The following is a 19648-nucleotide window of genomic DNA, read 5'->3' as shown; positions in this document are numbered from 1 at the left end:
TATAGGATATCGGCATGCCGCAAGCATTGAAGCTGAGCTATGACAGTCCTGCCGCCGCCTGGCACGAGGGCCTTCCCCTGGGGAACGGCCGGGTCGGGGCGATGCTGGTCGGGAACCGGATCGAGCTGAACGAGGACGGCTTCTGGTCGGGGGACGGCAACAAGGGCGTCCCCGACGGCGTCGAGGGGATCGCCGCCGAGGCCGCCGAACTCGTGCGCCGCGGCGAGTTCTTCGCCGCCGACCAGCTCCTCACGAGACTTCAGGGCCCGAGCACCCAGGCGTACCAGCCCGCGGGCGCGTTCACCGCGGTCCACTCCGACGACGCCGGGCCCGAGCACCGCGAACTCGACCTGCGCGACGGCGTCGCGACCACCGTGCGCGGCCGGGTCCGCCAGGAGGTGTTCGCCTCGGTCGCCTACGGCGTCATCGCGATCCGCTGGAGCGCGGCCGAGCCGTTCGACCTCGCCCTGGACTTCGCGTGGCCGCACGAGGGCGGCGCCACCTCCGCCGACTACGACGAGCTGAGCGTCACCGGGCACGCCCCCTCGACCATCCACAAGGGCGGCGGGATCGACTACGCCAGCGTCGAGGGCGTGCGCCGCCTCGGCCTGAACGCGCAGCTGCGCTGCGACGGCGAGCTGACGCCCGCGACCGCCGGGCACCGCTTCACCGGCTGCCGCGAGGTCGAGGTCTACCTCGCGCTCCACTCCGACTTCGACGGGGCCGCGGCCCTCGAACGGGCGCAGGGCGACGCCCGCCGCGCGGCCGCGACCGGCTGGCAGGCCCTGCTCGACGACCACCTCGCGGCCCACCGCGACGTGATGGACCGCGTCGCCCTGGAACTCGGCTCGGCGCCCGCCGCCGAGGGCTCGACCGCCGAGCGGCTGCGCCGCCGCGCCTCGGGGGAGTCCGACGAGGGCCTGGCGGTGCTCGCCTTCCAGTTCGGCCGCTACCTCCTGGCCGCGTCCTCGCGGCCCGGCACGCAGGCCGCGAACCTCCAGGGCATCTGGAACGACCAGGTCACGCCGCCGTGGAACTGCGACTACACCACCAACATCAACGTCGAGATGAACTACTGGCCCGCCGAGACCTGCGGCCTGCCTGAGTTCCACGAGCCGCTGTTCGACCTCGTCGACGGGCTCGCGGTCACCGGCGCCGAGACCGCGCGGCGGATGTACGACGCGGGCGGCTGGTGCTGCCACCACAACACCGACTACTGGCGCCTGACCACCCCGGTCGACGGCCGCGCCTGCTGGCAGGCCTGGCCCATGGGCGGGCTGTGGCTCTCGATGCACATCGCCGAGCACTGGCGGTTCGGGCGCGACGAGGAGTTCCTCGCCGACCGCCTCCCGGCCGTCCTCGGCGCGGCCCGCTTCGCGTACGACCGCCTCTCGGAGGGCAGCGACGGCACGCTCGTCACGAACCCGGCCTCCAGCCCCGAGAACGAGTTCGTCACCCCGCAGGGGAACTCGGCGATCGACGAGTCGACCGGGATGGACGCGGCGCTCGTGCGCGAGCTGTTCGCGTTCGTCGTCGAGGCCGCCGACGTCGTCGCCGAGACCCTCCACGGCGAGGACCTCCAGCTCGTCAAGCGCATTCAGGAGGCGCTGCCGCGCCTGGCCGGACCCAAGATCGGCGCCGACGGCCGCCTCCTCGAATGGGCCGACGAGCGCGAGGAGTCCGAGCCGCACCACCGCCACGTCTCGCACCTGTACGGGGTCTTCCCCGGCGACTCCTTCGCCGACTCCCCCGAGCTGCTGGACGCGGCCCGCAAGAGCCTCGAAGCGCGCGGCGACGCCGGCACCGGCTGGTCCCTCGCGTGGAAGACCGCGCTGTGGGCGCGCCTCGGCGACGGCGACCGGGCGCACAAGCTCCTCGGCGAGTTCCTCACGCCGGTCGGGTTCCGCGGCGCGGGCGCGGAGTACGCGGACGGCGGCGTCTACACCTCGCTGCTGTGCGCGCACCCGCCGTTCCAGATCGACGGGAACTTCGGGACGACCGCGGCGATCGCCGAGATGCTCGTGCAGTCGCACCGCACCGTCGACGGCGTGCCGGTCCTCCAACTGCTCCCGGCGCTCCCGAGCGCCTGGCCGGACGGGGAGGTGCGCGGCCTGCGGGCCCGCGGCGGGGTGACCGTCGAGCGGCTGGTCTGGCGCGGCGGCGAGGTCCGCGAGCTCGCGCTCGTCTCGCGCGTCGACACGGCCGTGCGGGTGCTGGGGCAGGAGGTCGCGCTCGCGGCCGGCGTCCCGTGGACGCACGGGATTCGAAGCGGCGCAGAGTAATAGAGCATAGGGGAGCGGCCGGAGTCCTCTCGGACTCCGGCCGCTTGGGTACGAAGGTCGATCGCGGCGGCTAGCAGTCGCCCGCCACCGGCGTCTGCCCGACGTTGATCTGGCAGACCTGCCACTGGAAGGCGCCGGTGGTGTCGGCGTTCACCAGCGAGACCCCGCTTCCGGGTCCCACCGGCTCCCTCGGGCCCTCGATCGAGTTGTCGCAGGTGGCATCCCGCGACTCGCCCGCGACGGTGATCCCGCAGATCTTGAACTTCGAGAAGTTCCGCAGGTCGACGTTCGCGAGCGACGGCATGCCCCCGTAGCCCTCGGGGAGCTCCGGAAGCGCCTGGGTCTCGGCCGCCGAAGGCGAGCCGAGGACGGTGTCGCAGGCCGTGTCGGCGAGGGTGCCCACGCCGTCGGCCTCGCAGACACCGGGCAGTACCGAGTCGTGCTCGGACTCCACGGTGGCGACCGTAAGCCAGTCCGGAGTGGACGCCTGGGCGGCCCCTCCGGTGAGCGCCGCCGCCGCGGCGGCCGCAGCGGCCGAGACCGCCACCATGGTGGTGTTCCGCATGTTCCTCTACTCTTCTCTCGACCAAACCGGGGGCGGTGCTACTGGTCTAGTAGTCGCCCTGGTCGTGGCCCTTGTCGGGGCCGTCGCCGTCGTCGGTGACGTGGTCGGCGTTGAGGCACTGCTGGTTCCACGACGGCGCGACCGCGACGTTCTGGCCGCAGATCTGCCAGTGGGCGGCGCTCGAGGCGTCGAGGTTGGCGGCCGAGACCTGGCCGGCGTTCACCGCGGAGCCCGCGTTGTCGCCGTAGTGGTCGCGGTTGTCGCAGACCTGGTCGAACGACTGCGCGAGCACGTTCTGGCCGCAGATCTGCCAGTGCGCGGCGCTCGAGGCGTCCACGTTCGCGAGGGACACGTCGCCGGCGTTGACGCCGGAGCCCTGGTCCTCACCGAAGTGGTCGCGGTTGTCGCAGTTCTGGTCGTACGACTGGGTCAGGATGTTCTGCCCGCAGATCTGCCAGTGCGCCGCGTCGGAGGCGTCGATGTTGATCAGGGAGACCGGTCCGGCGTTGACGCCGGAGGCCGCGGCCATGACGGGCGAAGCCGCACCGAGGGCGGCGACGGCGCCGGCAGCGGCGGCGGTGACGGCGAGAACCTTGCGCATGTGATAGTTCCTTTCGTGAAGTGACGGGGCGGGCCCACAGGCACTGGGGCCCGCCCCCGGTCGAATTACTCGGCCGCGTGGGTCAGGTGGTCGTAGTTCTTGCACTGCTGGTCGAGCGACGGCGAGACGCCGACGTTCTGGCCGCAGATCTGCCAGTGGGCGGCGTCCGAGATGTCCAGGTTGCCGAGCGACACGTCGCCCGCCTGCACGCCGGACTGCGGGCCCATGCCGATGTGGTCGCGGTTGTCGCAGTTCTGGTTGAAGGACTGCGCGAGCACGTTCTGGCCGCAGATCTGCCAGTGGGCGGCGCTCGAGGCGTCGATGTTCACCAGGCTGACCGGGCCCGCCCAGACGCCCGAGTTCTGGGCCATGGCGGTGCCGGCGGAGCCGAGAGCGGCGACCGCACCGGCGGCAGCGGCGGTGACGGCGAGAGCCTTGCGCATTGTTTGTTTCCCCGTTCTCTTTCGGATTTCTTGGTTGTCCCGCGGTCCGGGCCGCCGCAGCGGCGGCCCGGACCGGGAAGCTCTAGTGCTCGTTCAGGTGGTCGTAGTTCTTGCACTGCTGGTTGAGCGACGGCGACACGAGCACGTTCTGGCCGCAGATCTGCCAGTGCGCGGCGCTCGAGACGTCGAGGTTCGCGGCGGAGACGTCGCCGGGGGTCACGCCGGACTGCGGGCCGGGGCCGATGTGGTCGCGGTTGTCGCAGTTCTGGTTGAAGGACTGGGCCAGCACGTTCTGGCCGCAGATCTGCCAGTGGGCGGCGCTCGAGGCGTCGATGTTCACCAGGCTGACCGGGCCGGCGGTGACGCCCGAGTTGTTGCCGCCCGCCATCGCGGGGGCGGCGGAGATGGCGGCGGCGCCGGCGGCGACGGCGGCAACGGTGAGAACCTTGCGCATGAGTTGCGGTTTCCTTCTGGGTTGTGCACCCGATGACTCGGGCGGCTTTCGTTGAAATCCCCGCCTCTGCGGAGGCGACGGCGACGGCCTGCCGCGCGTCGGGGCGCCGGAGTGCACTGGGATGCGGATTCGCAAGCACTGCAACCGGTGGGAGTTTCGAAGGCGGCCTTCGTTTCCCGCGCCCCGACGCGCGGCGGCGCTAGTCTGGGGCGACGGACAGCTCGGCGGCGCGGTCCAGCGGCCGCCCCAATTCCCCGATCACCGTGCGGGAGAGTGACACCTCTTCCCCCGCGGCGGACGGGGAGACGCAGACAGCGTTGTGACCGCTGTCGACGCTGACACCGGCGGTCGAGCCAGTGGCTCCACCGGGGATGATCTTCAGGTCCGGAAGCGCGGGGCCGTGGTGCCTCCACGGCTGTGCGGCGGTGCGCGGCGTGCCGCGCACCTCTTCGACCTCGGAACGGTCCGCCCCCCGCAGTTGATCGGCTGCGGAGCACTCGAAGGCGGCGGCCGGCCGGCCGCTGGGCGCTCCTGTGAGCGCCGCCGCCACCTCGCTGGAGTCGGCATTCGCCGCAAGCGTGGTGAAGCTCGGCTGTCCTGCGGCAGCGGCGAGGACGCTCCCGGGCGTCGTCGCGTCGCCGAGACGCAGGCCATCGGTCACCAGTCGCGCCAGGTCGCCGACCTGATCGGTCGGGGGCGCGACAGTCTTGTAGACACCGGACACCACGGGGGCGGGGCGGTCCGCAATGGACGCCGTTCCCTGCACGAGGGTTCCCACCAGCGGTGCCACCACTTCGGCGGTGCCGTCTCCGACGGACTTGTCGTCCAGGTCGAGCAAGCCGGGTCCGGCGCCGGTCGGCAGCATGCGGTGCACGGTCTCGTCCGTCTCGTCCACCAGCGATCCCATCGGCTCGGCCAGGCCCGACACCAGCCCCGTGACCTCCCCTGGCTCCGCCGGCGTCCGATGTCCCTGCTGGTTCTGCGGGACCAGTCGCGCGGCCAGGCGCGACATGTCGGACACCTCTGCGGAGAGGGGATCGGTCATCGCGGCAAGGCCCTGCGATGCTGCGGAATCGTCTGATGCCCAAGCGGACGTCGCCATGGCGAAGGCTCCCAAGAGCAGGGAGCCGAATGCTGTGAGCGCGGCGCCGAGGAGGAACCGGGGCACGCTGAGGCGGCGAGTGACCCCGCTGCCGTCCGCGATGCGTCCCATCGTCTCCCCCGTCGTCCTGAACCTGAGCGCGAGCGGCCTCGCCGCTCGCACTGGTAAGAACGAGACCGGACCAACCGGGGATACGGGGTGAAGCATATTTTCTGCCTCGAAATAGGGCGAGAGGGACTCACAGCCCCTCGCTGCTCACGCACAGCACCGGTTAACACACTGTTTACAAGTGATCAACGAACGGGAAATTGCTGTTTGGGAGCGTGGCAGCACAGCCCGAGGCTCGACCGCGCACCACCTCCGTTCCGGTCGGAGGCCCTGAGCTGGACCGCTTATGAAGAAGGGCTCCTACCTGATGGCGATCAAAGCCGAGTACATCTGGATCGACGGCACCGAGCCGACGGCCAAGCTGCGTTCCAAGACCAAGATCCTCGGAGCCGGCGAAGAGCCGCCGATCTGGGGCTTCGACGGCTCCAGCACCAACCAGGCCGAGGGCCACACCTCGGACTGCGTGCTGAACCCGGTCAAGGTCGTGCCGGACCCGATCCGCGGCGGCGACCACATCCTGGTCCTGTGCGAGGTCCTCGACATCGACCTCACCCCGCACCCGTCGAACACCCGCGCCGCCACGGCCGCCACGGCCGAGAAGTACGCCGCGCAGGAGTCCTGGTTCGGCATCGAGCAGGAGTACACCTTCATGGTCGGCTCCCGCCCGCTCGGCTTCCCCGAGGGCGGCTACCCGGCCCCGCAGGGCGGCTACTACTGCGGCGTCGGCGCCGACGAGATCTTCGGCCGCGAGATCGTCGAGAAGCACCTCGACAACTGCCTCGCCGCCGGCCTGCCGATCTCCGGCATCAACGCCGAGGTCATGCCGGGCCAGTGGGAGTTCCAGGTCGGCCCCGCGACCGCCCTCGAGGTCTCCGACTCGCTGTGGATCGCCCGCTGGCTGCTGTACCGCACCGCCGAGGAGTTCGGCGTCTCCGCGACGATCGACCCCAAGCCCGCCAAGGGCGACTGGAACGGCGCCGGCTGCCACACCAACTTCTCCACCAAGGCGATGCGCGAGGACTACGAGCCCATCATCGCCGCGTGCGAGGCCCTCGGCGAGAAGGCCGCCGAGCACATCGCCGTCTACGGCGACGGCATCGCGGACCGCCTCACCGGCGCCCACGAGACCGCCCACTACTCGCAGTTCTCCTACGGCGTCTCCAACCGCGGCGCCTCGATCCGCATCCCGTGGCAGGTCGAGAAGGACAAGAAGGGCTACCTCGAGGACCGCCGCCCGAACGCGAACATGGACCCCTACCTCGTGACCGGCAAGATCGTCGACACGGTCTGCTCGGCCCTGGAGAAGAAGGGCCTGGTCTGACCGGACTCCCCGGAACGGGACGAGAGGGCGCGGCTCCGGCCGCGCCCATTCGCGTTCCCGCCGGGATCGCCCCGGTTCGGGAGGGTCCGCCTCTGCTAGGGTCGATCCGGTCATAACCGAAAAACCCTCGGAAAGTCAACGGCAGGAAGCGACTGACCATGACCCCCGACGACACCTTGCGCTACTCCATCCTGGGCACCTGCGTGACCCGCGACGCCGCCGACGTCGGCCGCGCGCCGCTCCCCAGGCCGATCAAGTACTTCTCGCGCACGCGCCTCCAGAGCGTGGTCTCCACGCCCTCCCCGATCGACCCGGCCGAGATCACCACCGACAACGTCTTCAACCGGCAGGTGATCCTCAACGAGCACCGCAAGACCGCGGCGCAGACGCTCCCCCGGCTCAACCACCCGATCGTGATCGACCTCGGCGACGAGCGCCTCCCGATGGTCCACACCGGACACGGCATCGTCACCGCCACCAAGTCCTACAAGCAGGACTTCCTCGGCCGCCCCGGGCACCGCAAGGTCCCCGAGGACACCGACCTGCGCCCCGACGGGCCCTTCGCCGACGCCTGCCGCCGCTTCGCGGCCCTGCTGCGCCCCGACCACCAGGTGATCGTCCACCGCACCTTCTGGGCCACCCACGAGGCCGACGGCTCCCCGGTGCGCCGCATCGACGAGTCCATGCGCCACAACGCCTGGCTCGCGCCGGCCTACGACCACCTCATCGCCGCCCTCGGCCCGCGCGCCACCGTCATCTCCATGCCGGCCGAGCTCCGCGTCCCCGACCCGCACAACCGCTGGGGCCACGAGCCCTTCCACTTCATCCCCGAATACCACGACCACCTCGCCGCCCAGATCCGGGCGGCGGTCCGCCCGGTGGCGGGAGTCGGGCACTAGGACTCCGTTAGGATCGGCACGCCGGCACGTGAGCGGCGTCGCCGATCCCCATCGGACACCCCGCCGCCGCCCGGGACCGGCCGAAGACCCCCGACCCGACCGCCCACCCCGGGGCACGAGTGAGGCGATGGCCATGACCCCCCGCATCCGCACGATCGCAATCGGGGCCGCCGCGGCCGCAGCCGCGGCGGCCGGCGGCTACGCCCTCGGCGGGCCCGCACTCGCCGCGTACGCGCTGCTCTCGACGTCGCTGTGCGGCGCGGCCGCCGTCCTGTGGCGGCAGGCGCGCCGGGCCGAGGCGCGGCAGACCCGCCGCGACGCCGACCTCGCGCGGCTCGCCGAACAGGTCGCGTCGCTCTCGCAGGGGCTCGACCGGCAGCACCGGTCGCACGAGAAGTCGCTGCGGCGCCTCGGCGAGCGCGTCGGCGCGCTCGGGGAGCGGATCGACCTCGTCCCGGGCGAGACCCGGCGCCTCGCCCTGGAGGGCGACCGCACCGCCGAGATCGCGGCGGTCCTCGACGACGTCCGCGACGGCGTCGCCTCCTTCCCCGCGAAGACCCGCCGCCTGGTGCGCGAGTGGAACCGGATGGTCTACGCCGAGATCGAAGACCTCACCGCCCTGTACCGGGACATCGAGCCGGACCGGGCGCTCCCGCCGCTCCACGGCTGGGCGGCCGGCCCGGACCTGGCCCGGTACCTCTACCGCCGGGTCGTCGAGGACGGGCGGACGCGCGTCCTCGAATGCGGCTCGGGCTCGACCACGGTCGTCCTCGCATACGCGCTCAAGTCCGTCGGACGCGGCCACGTGCACGCGCTCGAGCACGACCCCCGCTTCGCCGAGGCCACCCGGGCCATGCTCAAGGAGCGCGGCCTCGACCAGTGGGCGACCGTCCTCGACGCCCCGCTGACCGACGTGGAGGTCGAAGGCGCGCCCTGGCGCTGGTACGACCCGGCGGTCCTCCCCGCCGCGCCGATCGACCTCCTGCTGGTCGACGGCCCGCCCGGCACGACGGGCCCGCAGGCGCGCTACCCCGCGCTGCCGGTGCTCGTCGACCGGCTCGCGGAGGACGCCGTGGTGGTGCTCGACGACACCCGCCGCGACGACGAGCACCGGATCGGCGAGCGCTGGGCGGAGCGGTTCGAGGGCTGGAGCCTCCGCTCCCTGCCCCACGACCACGGCACGATCGTGCTCAGCCGCGAGCCGAAACCCGAGTTCTGACCTGGTCGAGCGGGTCTCCCCCGGCCCTTCGGAGAGTTCACATCGGAGAACCCGATGTTAGGATGGTTCGCAATCCTCCCCAGCCAGAGAATCCGAACGGTACTCCATGCCCACTCCGAACCCCCCTGCATCGCGAGCCCTCATCGAGCGCGTCCTGGAAACCTCCAGTGCCGACGGTGTCGGAGCCATTTTCGAATGGGGGCAATTCCACCGTTCCAAATTGTCGCTTTCAGTCCTGGCATATCTCGCATATCCCACTGATCCCGATGTCTTCTGGCGTTCCGTCGACCGCTTCCCGCAGCTGTCGCGCGTCCCGCTGAACCTCGAGGCGCTCTGCGCGCTCGCCGCCGGGCTCGTGCTCCAGCCGCGCGGACCCGAGGACGTGCGCCGCGGCACCGCCCTGTTCGACCTCGCGCACCGGCGGCTCGGCGGCGGCCTCGACCCGGCCCACCAGGACCTCCACGTCATCGCCGCCCATCTGAGCGGGGACGCCGCCAAGACGCGGCGCCTCCTGGGCGCCTACCGGGACTGCACGCCGGCCCTGCGCGGGGCGATCGCGAGCCTGGCCGCCCACCCCGCGAACGGCGGCGGCAACGCCCGGCTCGAACGCGAGCTCCAGGCCCTCTCGGGCTGGGAGGACCTCCGGCTCCCGGCCGACCCGGCGCGGGCCACGATCGACAACCTCACCACCACCGCCAAGGCCGGGTGGAAGAACGGCCCGCTCATCTCGGTCGTCATGACCTGCTTCCAGCCGGGACCGGCCCTGCTGACCGCGGTGCGGTCCATCCAGGCGCAGTCCTGGAAGCGCTGGGAGCTCTTCGTCGTCGACGACGCCTCCGGTCCCGAGTACGCCGACGTCCTCCGCGAGGTCGGCGAGATCGACCCCCGGGTCACCGTGCTCGTGCAGCCCGAGAACGGCGGCACCTACAAGGCCCGCAACCGGGCCATCACCGCGGCGAACGGCGCCTTCATCACCGGGCTCGACTCCGACGACTGGGCCCACCCGCGCCGGCTCGAGCGCCAGGTCCGGCCGATGCTCAAGGACCCGCGGCTCGTCGCCGTCGAGTCCTGCGCGCTGTCGACCACCACCGACCTGCGGCCGGTCGTCGACCCCCAGGTCGACGTCATCGCCGCCCGCTCGACCCTGGTCATGTTCCGCACCGAGCCGATCCGGGAGCACATCGGGTTCTACGACGAGGTGCGCAAGAACGGCGACTCCGAGTTCATCCGGCGGATCCGCAGCCGGTTCGGGCCGCGGAGCTGGACCCGCGTCACCACCCGGCCGATGACGATCATGCGCCGCGAAGGCGAGACCCTCTCCGCCGGTGAGATCTCCCGCGCCTGGATGAGCGCCGGCCGGTTCGCGTACCACTCCGCCTTCATGCACTGGCACCGGCAGATCAAGGCCAAGGCCGAACCCGCCTTCCTCGACTCGCTCCCGGTGCGGCGGCCGTTCCCGCTCAGCGTCTCGCTCACGCTGCCCGGCGCCGAGGCGACCTTCACGTACGACCGCGTCTACGCCGCGGACTGGCGGCTGGCGGGCCGGACCCGCTCGGCGATGCTCGACGAGGCGGTCGAGGCCGCGGCGAACGGCGAGCGCGTCGCGCTCGCCCACTGCCCCGAATGGCTCGACGTGAACGGCAGGCGCGCGCTCATCCCCGAGTACGTCCTCAAGATCGCCGCCGAGCACGGGCTCTGCTTCACCGACATCCGGCCCGGCGTCGCCCCCTCCCTCGTCGCGCCCACCCCCGAATACCTGGAGCTGCTCCGCTTCGAGCACCCGGAGATCGACGGCGCCGACGTCCGCGTGGTCGAACCCGGCGAGGAGCCGCGGGCCGAGCGGCGCAGACCCCCGGCGCCCGCCGTCCGGCCCCTGCTGCGGCGCCGCGACCGGCTCCTCGTCGGCCTCGGCGTCCCCGCCGCCGGCGCCGCCGCCCTCGCGTCCGTCTGGACCGGCCCCGAGCCCCTCTGGGTGCTGGCCGGCGGCGCCGCCGCGGCGGCCGCGGTGGCCGGGCTCGGCCTGAGCCGCCAGCTCTCGCGGCGCCTGCACCAGCGCTAGCGCCCCATGTCGACCACCCTGCACACAACCAGAAGGACCCGTCCCTCCATGAAACTCCGGTCAATCGCCAGGAGGCTGCGCAAGCGCTGGCCCTGGGCGCTGCTCGCGCTGCTGCCCGCCCTGCCGCTCGCGGCCGCGTTCGCGCCGGAGCCCGGCCGGGCCTATGCGGCGCTGCTGCTCGGGGTGGTCGTCTTCGCGTCGGTGCTCGCCGTCTCCGGGCTGCGGGCCGCCGCGGCGCGCTCGCGGGAGCTGGCGCTCCACCCCTCGCCGGCGGCCCCCGCGGCTCCGAAGTTCTCGGGCCCGATCTCCGACCGCAAGCAGAAGGCGTACGTGCGGTGGACGGGGCGCCTGCACAACGGCTGGTCCGAGGCGGCCCTGCCGGTGCTGTACCAGACGGCGAGGACGAAGAAGGAGGACCCGCGCTACCGGCTCAAGGTGCTGCGCGCCCTGTGCGAATGGCACGCGCAGGAGCGCCGGGACCGGCGCGAGCCGCGCGACCTCGACTTCGACGTCGTGATCGTGTCGAACATGAACCTGCCGGGCGGGACCACCTCGTCGAACGAGGCGGAGATCCTGGCGTTCCGCGAGGCCGGGCTCCGCGTGGGCCTGCTGCACCACCCGGTCTGGAACTGGAACATCATCCGGCCGATCAACCCGAAGCTCGAGGCGCTCGTCGACGACGAGCAGGTCGTGCGGCTGACGCCCGCGGACACGGCTCGGTGCAGGCTCATGATCGTCCGGCTCCCGAACACCATGATCCGGCTCATGGACGACCTGCCGCAGATCAGCGCCGACCGCGCGATCCTCGTCATCAACCAGACCCCGCACGAGGAGTACGGCGTCACGGGCGGCTACGGGCGCTCCTGGAGCATCGCCGACGTGCATCGGAACCTCACCGAGTGGGTCGGCGACCACACCTGGTACGGCATCAGCCCGGTCGTGCTCGGCATCCTGGACCGGTACCACGCCGAGGAGCTCGCGCACGTCGACGTCGCCGCGGCGCCCTGGTACAACACGATCGACATGCGCCGCTGGGACCGCGGCGACGACCTGCCCGAGCGAGGGGACCGGCCGATCCGCATCGGGCGGCACAGCCGCGACCACATCACCAAGTGGCCCAACGCGGCCGACCAGATGCGGGCCGCGTACCCGGCGCGCGACGACATCGAGGTCCACGTCATGGGCGGGCACAAGTCCGTCCAGCGGATCATCGGCACACTCCCCGACAACTGGGTGTCCCATCCGTTCGGGTCGATGCACGCGTCCGAGTTCCTGCGCGAGCTGGACGTGTACGTCTACTTCACCGACGAGGCGTACGTGGAGGCGTTCGGCCGCTCCCCGCTGGAGGCGATGGCGACGGGGGTGCCGTGCATCCTGCCCGACCGCTTCGAGCCGCTCTTCGGCGAGGGCGCGTTCTACTGCCGGCCCGACGAGGTCGAGGCCGAGGTGCGCCGCCTGATGGACGACCCCGAGTACTACCGGGCCCGGGTCGAGGCCGGCCGCCGCACGGTCCGGGAGCGGTTCTCGCCCCAGGCGCTCATGCAGCGCCTGGCCGGCTACGGCATCGACGTCGATCCCGCCGTCTTCGACGCGCCGATCGCGCCCGCCGCCGACCTCGACGAACCCGCGACTGCGAGGACCTCCGCATGAACCGACGCCACCAGCCCGCCACCTCGCAGCGCCGCACGGCGATCACCGCCGCCGCGGCGGCAGTGGTCGCGGCCGCGGTCGTGTGGGTCCTGCCGCCGGCCGCCGCGATCGGCGCCGCCGCCGCGGTCCTCGCCGTGCTCGCGTCCGCCGCCGCCGTCCACCTGGCGCGGCTGCGCCGGGGCGCGGCCGACATGCGGGCGCGCGAGCGGGCCGCGGCCGTGCTCAGCGGCCTCGCGGAGGACGCGCCGAGCCTGGGCGCCGTCACGTTCGAGCACCGGGCCCGCAAGGTCCGCGACGCGCTCTACGGCGGCTTCCCGGACACCGCGGCGGCCGAGGCCGACCGCCTCGCGAAGAACACCGCCCATCCCATGGACGAGCGCATCGCCCTGCTCCAGGAGGTGCTGGCCTGGCACCGGGAGGAGCGCGAGACCGCCGGCAACGGCCGGGACCTCGAGTTCGACGTGGTCATCGTCTCCCACTTCGGCCTGCCGGGGGGCAACACCTCGGCGAACGCCGCCGAGATCCTCGCCTACCGGGACGCGGGGCTGCGGGTCGGCCTGCTCCAGCACCCGGTGTTCCGCTGGGGCGCTTCGACTCCGATCAGCGACAAGATCGAACCGCTCATCGACGGCGACCGCGTCGTCCGCATCGACGCCCGCGACCGGGTGCACTGCGCCCTGGCGGTCGTCCGACTGCCGACCGTGCTCCTCAAACCGCTGGAGCACCGGCCGGCGCTCACGGCCGACGCCGTGGTGATCATCGCCAACCAGACGCCCTTCAAGTTCTACGGGCCCGAGGGCCCCAGCGAGCAGGCCTGGGACATCGCGACCGTCGAGGCGAACCTGAGCGACTGGCTGGGCGACCACACCTGGTACGGCGCCGGGCCGACGGTGGTCGAGACGCTGCTCCAACACCACGCCGAGGAGGTCGCCGACCTCAAGCTCGCGGCCGACGCCTGGTTCGAGTGCATCGACGCCGCCCGCTGGACCCTCGACGGGCCGCGCGCCGCGGACGGCGTGGTCCGGATCGGCCGCCACTCCCGCGACCACAAGCTGAAGTGGCCCGAGGACCCGCGGACGCTGACGCAGTGCTACCCGGACACCGCGCCGTTCGAGATCCACGTCCTCGGCGGCGCCGAGCACCCCCGGCGCATCCTGGGCGGCCTGCCGGACAACTGGGTCGAGTACGAGTTCAACGCCATGGACTCGCGCACGTTCCTGTCGCAGATCGACGTCCTGGTGTACTTCATCTCCTCGGAGGGCAAGGAGGCCTTCGGCCGCGCCCCGCTCGAGGCGATGGCCGCCGGCGTCCCGGTCGTCATGGACCGCGTCTTCGAGCCGACGTTCGGCGCCGCGGCGGTCTACTGCGCGCCCGAGGAGGTCGCCGCGACGGTGTCGGCCCTCGTCGCCGACCCGCAGGCGTACCGCGAGCAGCGCGACCGCGCCCTGGAGCACGTGCGCCGGCACTTCTCCGAGGAGGCGCTCATCCGGCGGGTCCGCGCCCACGGAGTCGCGGTGCCGCCCCCCTCCTGAGCGGCCGCGCTCCGCCCCACCTCTTCGCGCCCGGGCCCGTGCGCGGCCGGCTCCCGCCGGCCGCGCACGGGCCCCTCACCGTTCACCGGCCTGTTCGGAACGCGCCATGTTCGACGCGCTGCTGTAGCATCGACTTGCCCCAGTCGCCCGATTTATTCGTCGTTGCACGATCTGCCCCTAGTGGACGGTTCGAATGCGGCGGAAATCGGAGCAGAGGAAATGCAGGACCTTGCGACAGGAAAGGGATGAGCATGCCCCTCCCACCCTCCACCCCGTACCTCGAATCGGTACTCCCCCGAGTCGCGGCGGCGCCGAGCGGCGCCGTGCTCGCCAACGCGCTCCGGCTGCGCTCCCGCACCGGGCGGCGGCTGCTGGCGCTCCTCGCCCACCCCGAGGAGCGCGACCCGGTCGACGCGGTCGACCACACCGCGTTCGACCGGCGCGTGAAGTCCTCCAAGCTGCACCTCGGCGCCTACTGCGACCTCGCCTACGCGCTCGCCGCCCAGCCGCTCGACGACGGCGACCAGGACGCGGCCCTGGCGATGTACGGGCGCGCCAGGAGGCTCCTCGGCGACGCACTGCCCGAACGGGACCAGATCGCGCACGTCCGGCTGGCGGGACTGCGCGGCGACCTCCGCCTCCTGCGATCGCTGCGCCGGACCTACGGCCGGGTGCCGGACGCCTACTGGGGGGCCGCCGAATGCGCCGCGCTGCGGGCCGCGTCGCCCGGGGACGAGCGGCGCTGGGTGCCCGCGTTCCTCGACTTCGCGGGCTGGGACGGCGTCGTCCTCGGGGACGCCGGGCCCGACCTCCTGGGACGGCTGCGTCCCGACGGCGTGCGGGCGGTCGAGGACGGCCCCCTCGTCTCCGTCGTCATGACCTGCTTCGAGCCCGGTCCCGAACTGCTCACCGCGGTCCGGTCGGTCCTCGCCCAGAGCTGGCGGAACCTGGAGCTGCTCCTCGTCGACGACGCGTCGGGACCCGGATACGCGGACCTGCTCGTCGAATGCGGCCGCCTCGACGAGCGCGTGCGGCTCGTCCGCCAGCGGACCAACGGCGGGACCTACCGGGCCCGCAACCGAGCCCTCGGCATGGCCGAGGGCGCCGTGATCACCGGCCTGGACTCGGACGACTGGGCCCACCCGCGGTGGATCGAGCGGCAGATCGCCCCGCTGCTGGCCGACCCCGGCCTGGTCATGTCGGTCGCCGAAGGCGTCCGCTGCACCGGCGGCCTCGAGCCCGCCGTCACCCCCGAGCTGCGCCTGACCGAGACGCGGTCCACGTCCGTCATGTTCCGCGCCGGCGAGATCCGCGAGCGCATCGGCTTCTACGACACCGTGCTCAAGAGCGCGGACACCGAGTTCAAGCTCCGCGTCCAGCGGCACTTCGGCAGCGGCCGCGTGGCGTTCCTCCGCGGCCGGTACCTCACGGCGGTGCGGCACCGGGCCGGATCGCTCTCGGAGTCCGAGGTGGCGGCCGAGTGGGTCTCCCCGGCACGCGCCGCGTACGAGAACGCGTTCCGCCACTGGCACAAGCGGACTCGCCAGGGGCGCTCCAAGCCGTTCCTGGCCGCCTCCCCGCCGGAGCGGCCGTTCCCGGCGCCGCGGGAGCTCCTGGAGCGGGGCGCCGTCCCCGACCGGTTCGACCTCGTGGCGGCCGCCGACTGGCGGCGCGTCGACCGCTCGCGGCGCGAGCTGCTGGACGAGGCCGCGGCCGCCGCGGCCGACGGCGAGACGGTCGGGCTGGTGCACTACCCCGCCTGGGACGCCCTCGCCGGCTCGGCCGCGATCGCGCCGGAGGTGCTCGCGTTCGCCGCCGAGCACGGCCTGCTGTTCGCGGATCTGGAGCGCTCCGGCGCGCACCGCCTGGTCGCCGCCGACCGGTCGCTCCTCACCTGTCTCGAACAGGACTACGGCGTCACGGGGACCGCGGTCCCGCAGGCCCCTCCGGCCCCGGTGGAGCCGCCTGAGCCCCTTCGGGTCCGGGTGGGCCTGCTGCGGCCCGGGACCCGCGGCCTGCTGACCGCCTCCGGGACGGCTGCTGCGGCCGCGGCGGGCACGGGGCTCGCCGCTGCCGCAGCGGGTCCGGCGGCGGCCCTGACGACGACGGCGACCGGCTTCGCCGCGGCCGGCTGCGTCGCGATCGCCCTCACCGCCCGGCGGCTGCGCCGATGAAGCGGATGCTCAGACGCGGTCTCGGCCGCCTCAAGCGGCGGCTGCGGCGGATCGGCCCCGCCCCGGCGGCGGCGCTCGCCGGACTCGCGGCGGCCGTCGCCGCCGTGGTCCTGGCGCCGAGTCGCCCGGCCGCGCTCGCCGTCGCCGCCGTGGTCGCGGTCCTCGAACTGGGGCTGCTGGCCGCGCTCCTGCTGCGGCTGGAGGACGCGGTCAAGGAGGCCGCGGTCGCGCCGGCCCAGGCCGCCCCCGTCACCGCGCCGCAGCCGGTGCGGGCCGGGAAGCTCCCCGCCAGGAAGCTCCGCCCGCTGCGGCGCTGGACCGCACGCCTCACGCGCGGCTTCTCGGCGACCGCGCTGCCGGTCATGTACGGGTACGCGGACAACGAGCAGGGCACGTACCCCTTCCGCATCGCGATGCTCGACGCGATCGTCGAGTGGCGCAAGGGCCTGCGGGAGCGGCGGGACGAGCCGTTCCAGGGGCACCTCGACATCGTCCTGGTCTCGAACCTGAACCTGCTCGGCGGCACCACGGCCTCCAATGTGGAAGAGGTGCGCGCCTACCTGCGGGCGGGCCTGTCCGTGGGGCTGCTCCACCACCCGGTGTTCGAGTGGAACGTCGGCCGCGACGTGAACCCGAAGGTCGCCGAGCTCGCGGCCGAGGGCGCCGTCATGCTCCGGCCCGGCGACGACGTGACGTGCGACCTGATGATCGTCCGGTTCCCGCCCTCGCTCGCGAAGCCGCTCGACGACCGCCCCGAGATCAAGCCGGCCCGGACGGTCCTCCTGATCAACCAGACGCCGTTCGAGTCCTACGGGCCCGACGGCGGCCGCCACTTCTCGTGGGACGTCGCGACCGTGCGCGACAACCTCGCCGCCTGGGCGGGGCCGAGCACCTGGTACGCGATCGGCCCGTCGGTGCGCGAGACCCTGGAGCGGCACCACGCCGACGAGCTCGCCGGGATCGAGTTCGCCGAGGACTACTGGTTCGGTTCGCTCGACCCGGACCTGTGGCGCCGCGAGGGCCCGCGCGAGCCCGACGGGACCATCCGCATCGGACGCCACTCGCGGGACCACCCGCTGAAGTGGCAGACCATCGCCGAGGACCTGCGCGCCGCCCACCCGGACGGCGAGGACTTCGAGGTCCACGTCCTCGGCGGCGCCGAGTCGCCCCGGCGGGTCCTCGGAGAGCTGCCCGCGAACTGGACGGAGTACCCCTTCGGGTCGGTCCCCGCGATCGAGTTCCTGCACTCGCTCGACGTGGCCGTGTACTTCACGGCCGAGGAGTACGTGGAGGCGTTCGGCCGCTCCCCCATGGAGGCCATGGCCGCCGGGCTGCCGTGCGTCATGCCGCCCCGCTTCCGGCCCCTGTTCGGCGACGGCGGCCTCTACTGCGAGCCGCACGAGGTCGAGGACGTGGTGCGGGGCCTCATGGCCGACCCGGAGCGCTACCGGGCGCAGTCGGAGCGGTCGCTGGCGGTGGTGCGGGAGCACTTCTCGCACGAGGCGCTGCTGCGCCGCGTCGCGGCACTGGGCGTCCGGGTCCCCGGCGCCCGACCCGGTCCGGGAGGCCCGGCCGGCACGGCGGACGAGAGCGGGGCGCGATGAGCGGCACGGCGATCAGGCGGACCCGAGGACGGGCCGCCCTCCTGTGGGCGGGCGCGGGGGCCGCGCTCGCCGCGGCGGCCGTGCTCGCACTGCCGCCGTCCGCCGCCGCCGCGGTCGTCGGCGCCGTCCTCACGGTCGAGTGCGCCGCGATCACGGTCCTGGGAGCGCAGGTCTGGCGCCGCGCCCGCAACCTCAGGGTGCGGCGGTCCCTCGAACGCGCGGCCGCGCCCGCGGCCGAGACCGCGGCGGACCCGGCCGAGGAGGAGCGGCGGCAGTTCCACGACAAGTGGACCGCCCGGCTCCGCAACGGCTTCTCCGCCAGCGCGGTCGATCCGCTGCTGCGCTCGGCCCGCAACCCCGCGAACCCGCCGGAGCACCGGATGGCGGTCCTGCGCGAACTCGACGAGTGGTTCCAGGCCGAGGAGCGGGCCCGCGCGGCCAGGGCCGAGTACGTCGTGGACGTCCTCATCGTGTCCCACTTCGGGCTGCCCGGGGGGAACACGTCGGCGAACGTCGCCGACATCGGGGCGCTCACCGGGGCCGGGCTGCGGGTGGGGCTGCTGCACCACCCGGTGTACCGGTGGGACGTGTCGGTGCCGGTGAACCCCAAGATCGCCGAGCTGGTGGACGGGGAGCGGGTGGTGCTGGTGGGCCCGCACGACGCGGTGCGGTGCGACCTGGCGGTGGTGCGGCTGCCCACCGTCATGGAGCGGCTCATGGACGACCTGCCGCGGATCGAGGCGGGGCGGACCGTGCTGCTGGTGAACCAGGTGCCGTTCACGTACTACGGCCCGGACGGGGGGCGGCGGCCGCAGTGGGACCCGGCCGCGGTGCACGAGACCGTGCAGGGGTGGCTCGGGGACCACACGTGGTACCTCATCGGCCCCGAGGTCCGGCGCACGCTTGAGCGGCACCACGCGGATGCGATCGCGGGCATCGACATCGCCGACGAGTACTGGTACGAGATCATCGAGGCCGACCAGTGGCGGCGCGCCGAGCGCCCGCGGCACGAGGGGCCGGTGCGCATCGGGCGGCACACCAGGGACGCGCCGCTGAAGTGGCCCGAGACGGCCGAGCGGCTGCTGGAGTGCTACCCCGCGGCGTTCGAGGTGCGCGCGCTCGGGGGCGCCGAGACGCCGCGGGAGCTGCTCGGGGGGCTGCCGGGCAACTGGGTGGAGCTGCCGTTCGGGTCGGTGCCCGCGCGGGAGTTCCTGCACGGGCTCGACGTGTTCGTGTACTTCATCGCCGACGACTGCGTCGAGGCGTTCGGACGGTCGCCGCTGGAGGCGATGGCCTCCGGGGTGCCGTGCGTCATGGACCGGCGTTTCGAGGCGCTGTTCGGGGACGCGGCGGTCTACTGTCGTCCGGACGGGGTGGCCGCGGCGGTGCGCGCCCTGGCCGGGGACCCGGCGGCCTACGAGGCGCAGGCGTTGCGGGCGCTCGCTAAGGTCGAAGAGGACTTCTCCCCGGCGGCGCTGATCCGCCGGGTCGCGCGGCTCGGCGTGACCGTGCCGCACCGCCTCTGACCTGCCGTTCCATTCGCGGCGACGCCGACTGCCAGAAACGCGAGGACCATTCGACGATGTCGCGCATGCTAGGATCGCCTCGGCCCCATGCGCGCCTCCCGCGGGCCGC

At 73.1% G+C, this 19648-nt stretch carries 15 protein-coding genes; 10 read left to right on the top strand and 5 right to left on the bottom strand.

All coding sequences use genetic code 11. The features are described 5' to 3' along the window. Window positions 1-14 precede the first annotated feature (14 nt). Complete coding sequence (locus EIW28_RS21775) at window positions 15-2282, top strand: glycosyl hydrolase family 95 catalytic domain-containing protein (RefSeq protein WP_125249827.1); 2268 nt, start codon at window positions 15-17, stop codon at window positions 2280-2282. Window positions 2283-2352: 70 nt separating this feature from the next. Here EIW28_RS21775 and EIW28_RS21770 read toward each other — a convergent pair whose 3' ends face one another. The 5 genes from EIW28_RS21770 to EIW28_RS21750 all read right to left on the bottom strand — a co-directional run bounded on the left by EIW28_RS21770 (window position 2353) and on the right by EIW28_RS21750 (window position 5558). Continuing rightward, window positions 2353-2847, bottom strand: a complete 495-nt coding sequence (locus tag EIW28_RS21770; protein WP_125249826.1) for a hypothetical protein — start codon at window positions 2845-2847, stop codon at window positions 2353-2355. Between the two features lie 46 nt (window positions 2848-2893). Beyond that, window positions 2894-3448, bottom strand: coding sequence for a hypothetical protein (locus EIW28_RS21765; RefSeq protein WP_125249825.1), 555 nt, complete (start codon window positions 3446-3448; stop codon window positions 2894-2896). 65 nt (window positions 3449-3513) lie between these two features. Further along, on the bottom strand, window positions 3514-3891 hold the full coding sequence (locus EIW28_RS21760) for a hypothetical protein (protein ID WP_125249824.1): 378 nt from the start codon (window positions 3889-3891) through the stop codon (window positions 3514-3516). 82 nt (window positions 3892-3973) lie between these two features. After that, window positions 3974-4345 (bottom strand): hypothetical protein, encoded by a 372-nt coding sequence (locus EIW28_RS21755; RefSeq protein WP_125249823.1) that lies wholly within the window; start codon window positions 4343-4345, stop codon window positions 3974-3976. A gap of 199 nt (window positions 4346-4544) precedes the next feature. Then, complete coding sequence (locus EIW28_RS21750) at window positions 4545-5558, bottom strand: hypothetical protein (protein ID WP_125249822.1); 1014 nt, start codon at window positions 5556-5558, stop codon at window positions 4545-4547. A gap of 304 nt (window positions 5559-5862) precedes the next feature. Here EIW28_RS21750 and glnII point away from each other — a divergent pair, with 304 nt between their 5' ends. The 9 genes from glnII to EIW28_RS21705 all read left to right on the top strand — a co-directional run bounded on the left by glnII (window position 5863) and on the right by EIW28_RS21705 (window position 19539). Next, window positions 5863-6876, top strand: coding sequence for a glutamine synthetase (gene glnII, locus EIW28_RS21745; protein WP_125249821.1), 1014 nt, complete (start codon window positions 5863-5865; stop codon window positions 6874-6876). A gap of 158 nt (window positions 6877-7034) precedes the next feature. Beyond that, complete coding sequence (locus EIW28_RS21740; RefSeq protein ID WP_125249820.1) at window positions 7035-7775, top strand: DUF6270 domain-containing protein; 741 nt, start codon at window positions 7035-7037, stop codon at window positions 7773-7775. A gap of 133 nt (window positions 7776-7908) precedes the next feature. Then, on the top strand, window positions 7909-8994 hold the full coding sequence (locus EIW28_RS21735; protein ID WP_125249819.1) for a class I SAM-dependent methyltransferase: 1086 nt from the start codon (window positions 7909-7911) through the stop codon (window positions 8992-8994). 220 nt (window positions 8995-9214) lie between these two features. After that, complete coding sequence (locus EIW28_RS21730; RefSeq protein WP_125249818.1) at window positions 9215-11053, top strand: glycosyltransferase family 2 protein; 1839 nt, start codon at window positions 9215-9217, stop codon at window positions 11051-11053. A gap of 48 nt (window positions 11054-11101) precedes the next feature. After that, the gene (locus tag EIW28_RS21725) at window positions 11102-12703 is read left to right on the top strand and encodes a glycosyltransferase family protein (RefSeq protein WP_158630496.1); all 1602 of its coding nucleotides are present in this window, start codon (window positions 11102-11104) and stop codon (window positions 12701-12703) included. Next, window positions 12700-14235 (top strand): glycosyltransferase, encoded by a 1536-nt coding sequence (locus EIW28_RS21720; RefSeq protein ID WP_125249816.1) that lies wholly within the window; start codon window positions 12700-12702, stop codon window positions 14233-14235. Before EIW28_RS21725 ends, EIW28_RS21720 begins: the two co-directional genes overlap by 4 nt. A 251-nt stretch (window positions 14236-14486) precedes the next feature. Continuing rightward, complete coding sequence (locus EIW28_RS21715) at window positions 14487-16409, top strand: glycosyltransferase family A protein (protein WP_158630495.1); 1923 nt, start codon at window positions 14487-14489, stop codon at window positions 16407-16409. A 5-nt stretch (window positions 16410-16414) separates the two neighbouring features. Further along, window positions 16415-18013, top strand: coding sequence for a glycosyltransferase family protein (locus EIW28_RS21710; protein ID WP_125249814.1), 1599 nt, complete (start codon window positions 16415-16417; stop codon window positions 18011-18013). Next, complete coding sequence (locus tag EIW28_RS21705) at window positions 18010-19539, top strand: glycosyltransferase family protein (RefSeq protein WP_125249813.1); 1530 nt, start codon at window positions 18010-18012, stop codon at window positions 19537-19539. The genes EIW28_RS21710 and EIW28_RS21705 overlap by 4 nt, the downstream gene beginning before the upstream one ends. The last annotated feature ends 109 nt before the right edge of the window (window positions 19540-19648 follow it).

This window comes from Glycomyces terrestris (assembly GCF_003933745.1).
Taxonomy (GTDB): Bacteria; Actinomycetota; Actinomycetes; order Mycobacteriales; family Micromonosporaceae; genus Glycomyces; species Glycomyces terrestris.
The sequence above is the reverse complement of the archived record's forward strand: the minus strand, read 5'-3'. Positions and strand labels throughout refer to the sequence as shown.

Coding starts and splice junctions, on each gene's coding strand:
- EIW28_RS21705 (WP_125249813.1), top strand. CDS start 18,010: ATGAGCGGCACGGCGATCAGGCGGACCCGAGGACGGGCCGCCCTCCTG.
- EIW28_RS21760 (WP_125249824.1), bottom strand. CDS start 3,891: ATGCGCAAGGCTCTCGCCGTCACCGCCGCTGCCGCCGGTGCGGTCGCC.
- glnII (WP_125249821.1), top strand. CDS start 5,863: ATGGCGATCAAAGCCGAGTACATCTGGATCGACGGCACCGAGCCGACG.
- EIW28_RS21770 (WP_125249826.1), bottom strand. CDS start 2,847: ATGCGGAACACCACCATGGTGGCGGTCTCGGCCGCTGCGGCCGCCGCG.
- EIW28_RS21725 (WP_158630496.1), top strand. CDS start 11,102: ATGAAACTCCGGTCAATCGCCAGGAGGCTGCGCAAGCGCTGGCCCTGG.
- EIW28_RS21715 (WP_158630495.1), top strand. CDS start 14,487: ATGCCCCTCCCACCCTCCACCCCGTACCTCGAATCGGTACTCCCCCGA.
- EIW28_RS21720 (WP_125249816.1), top strand. CDS start 12,700: ATGAACCGACGCCACCAGCCCGCCACCTCGCAGCGCCGCACGGCGATC.
- EIW28_RS21740 (WP_125249820.1), top strand. CDS start 7,035: ATGACCCCCGACGACACCTTGCGCTACTCCATCCTGGGCACCTGCGTG.
- EIW28_RS21710 (WP_125249814.1), top strand. CDS start 16,415: ATGCTCAGACGCGGTCTCGGCCGCCTCAAGCGGCGGCTGCGGCGGATC.
- EIW28_RS21775 (WP_125249827.1), top strand. CDS start 15: ATGCCGCAAGCATTGAAGCTGAGCTATGACAGTCCTGCCGCCGCCTGG.
- EIW28_RS21735 (WP_125249819.1), top strand. CDS start 7,909: ATGACCCCCCGCATCCGCACGATCGCAATCGGGGCCGCCGCGGCCGCA.
- EIW28_RS21765 (WP_125249825.1), bottom strand. CDS start 3,448: ATGCGCAAGGTTCTCGCCGTCACCGCCGCCGCTGCCGGCGCCGTCGCC.
- EIW28_RS21750 (WP_125249822.1), bottom strand. CDS start 5,558: ATGGGACGCATCGCGGACGGCAGCGGGGTCACTCGCCGCCTCAGCGTG.
- EIW28_RS21755 (WP_125249823.1), bottom strand. CDS start 4,345: ATGCGCAAGGTTCTCACCGTTGCCGCCGTCGCCGCCGGCGCCGCCGCC.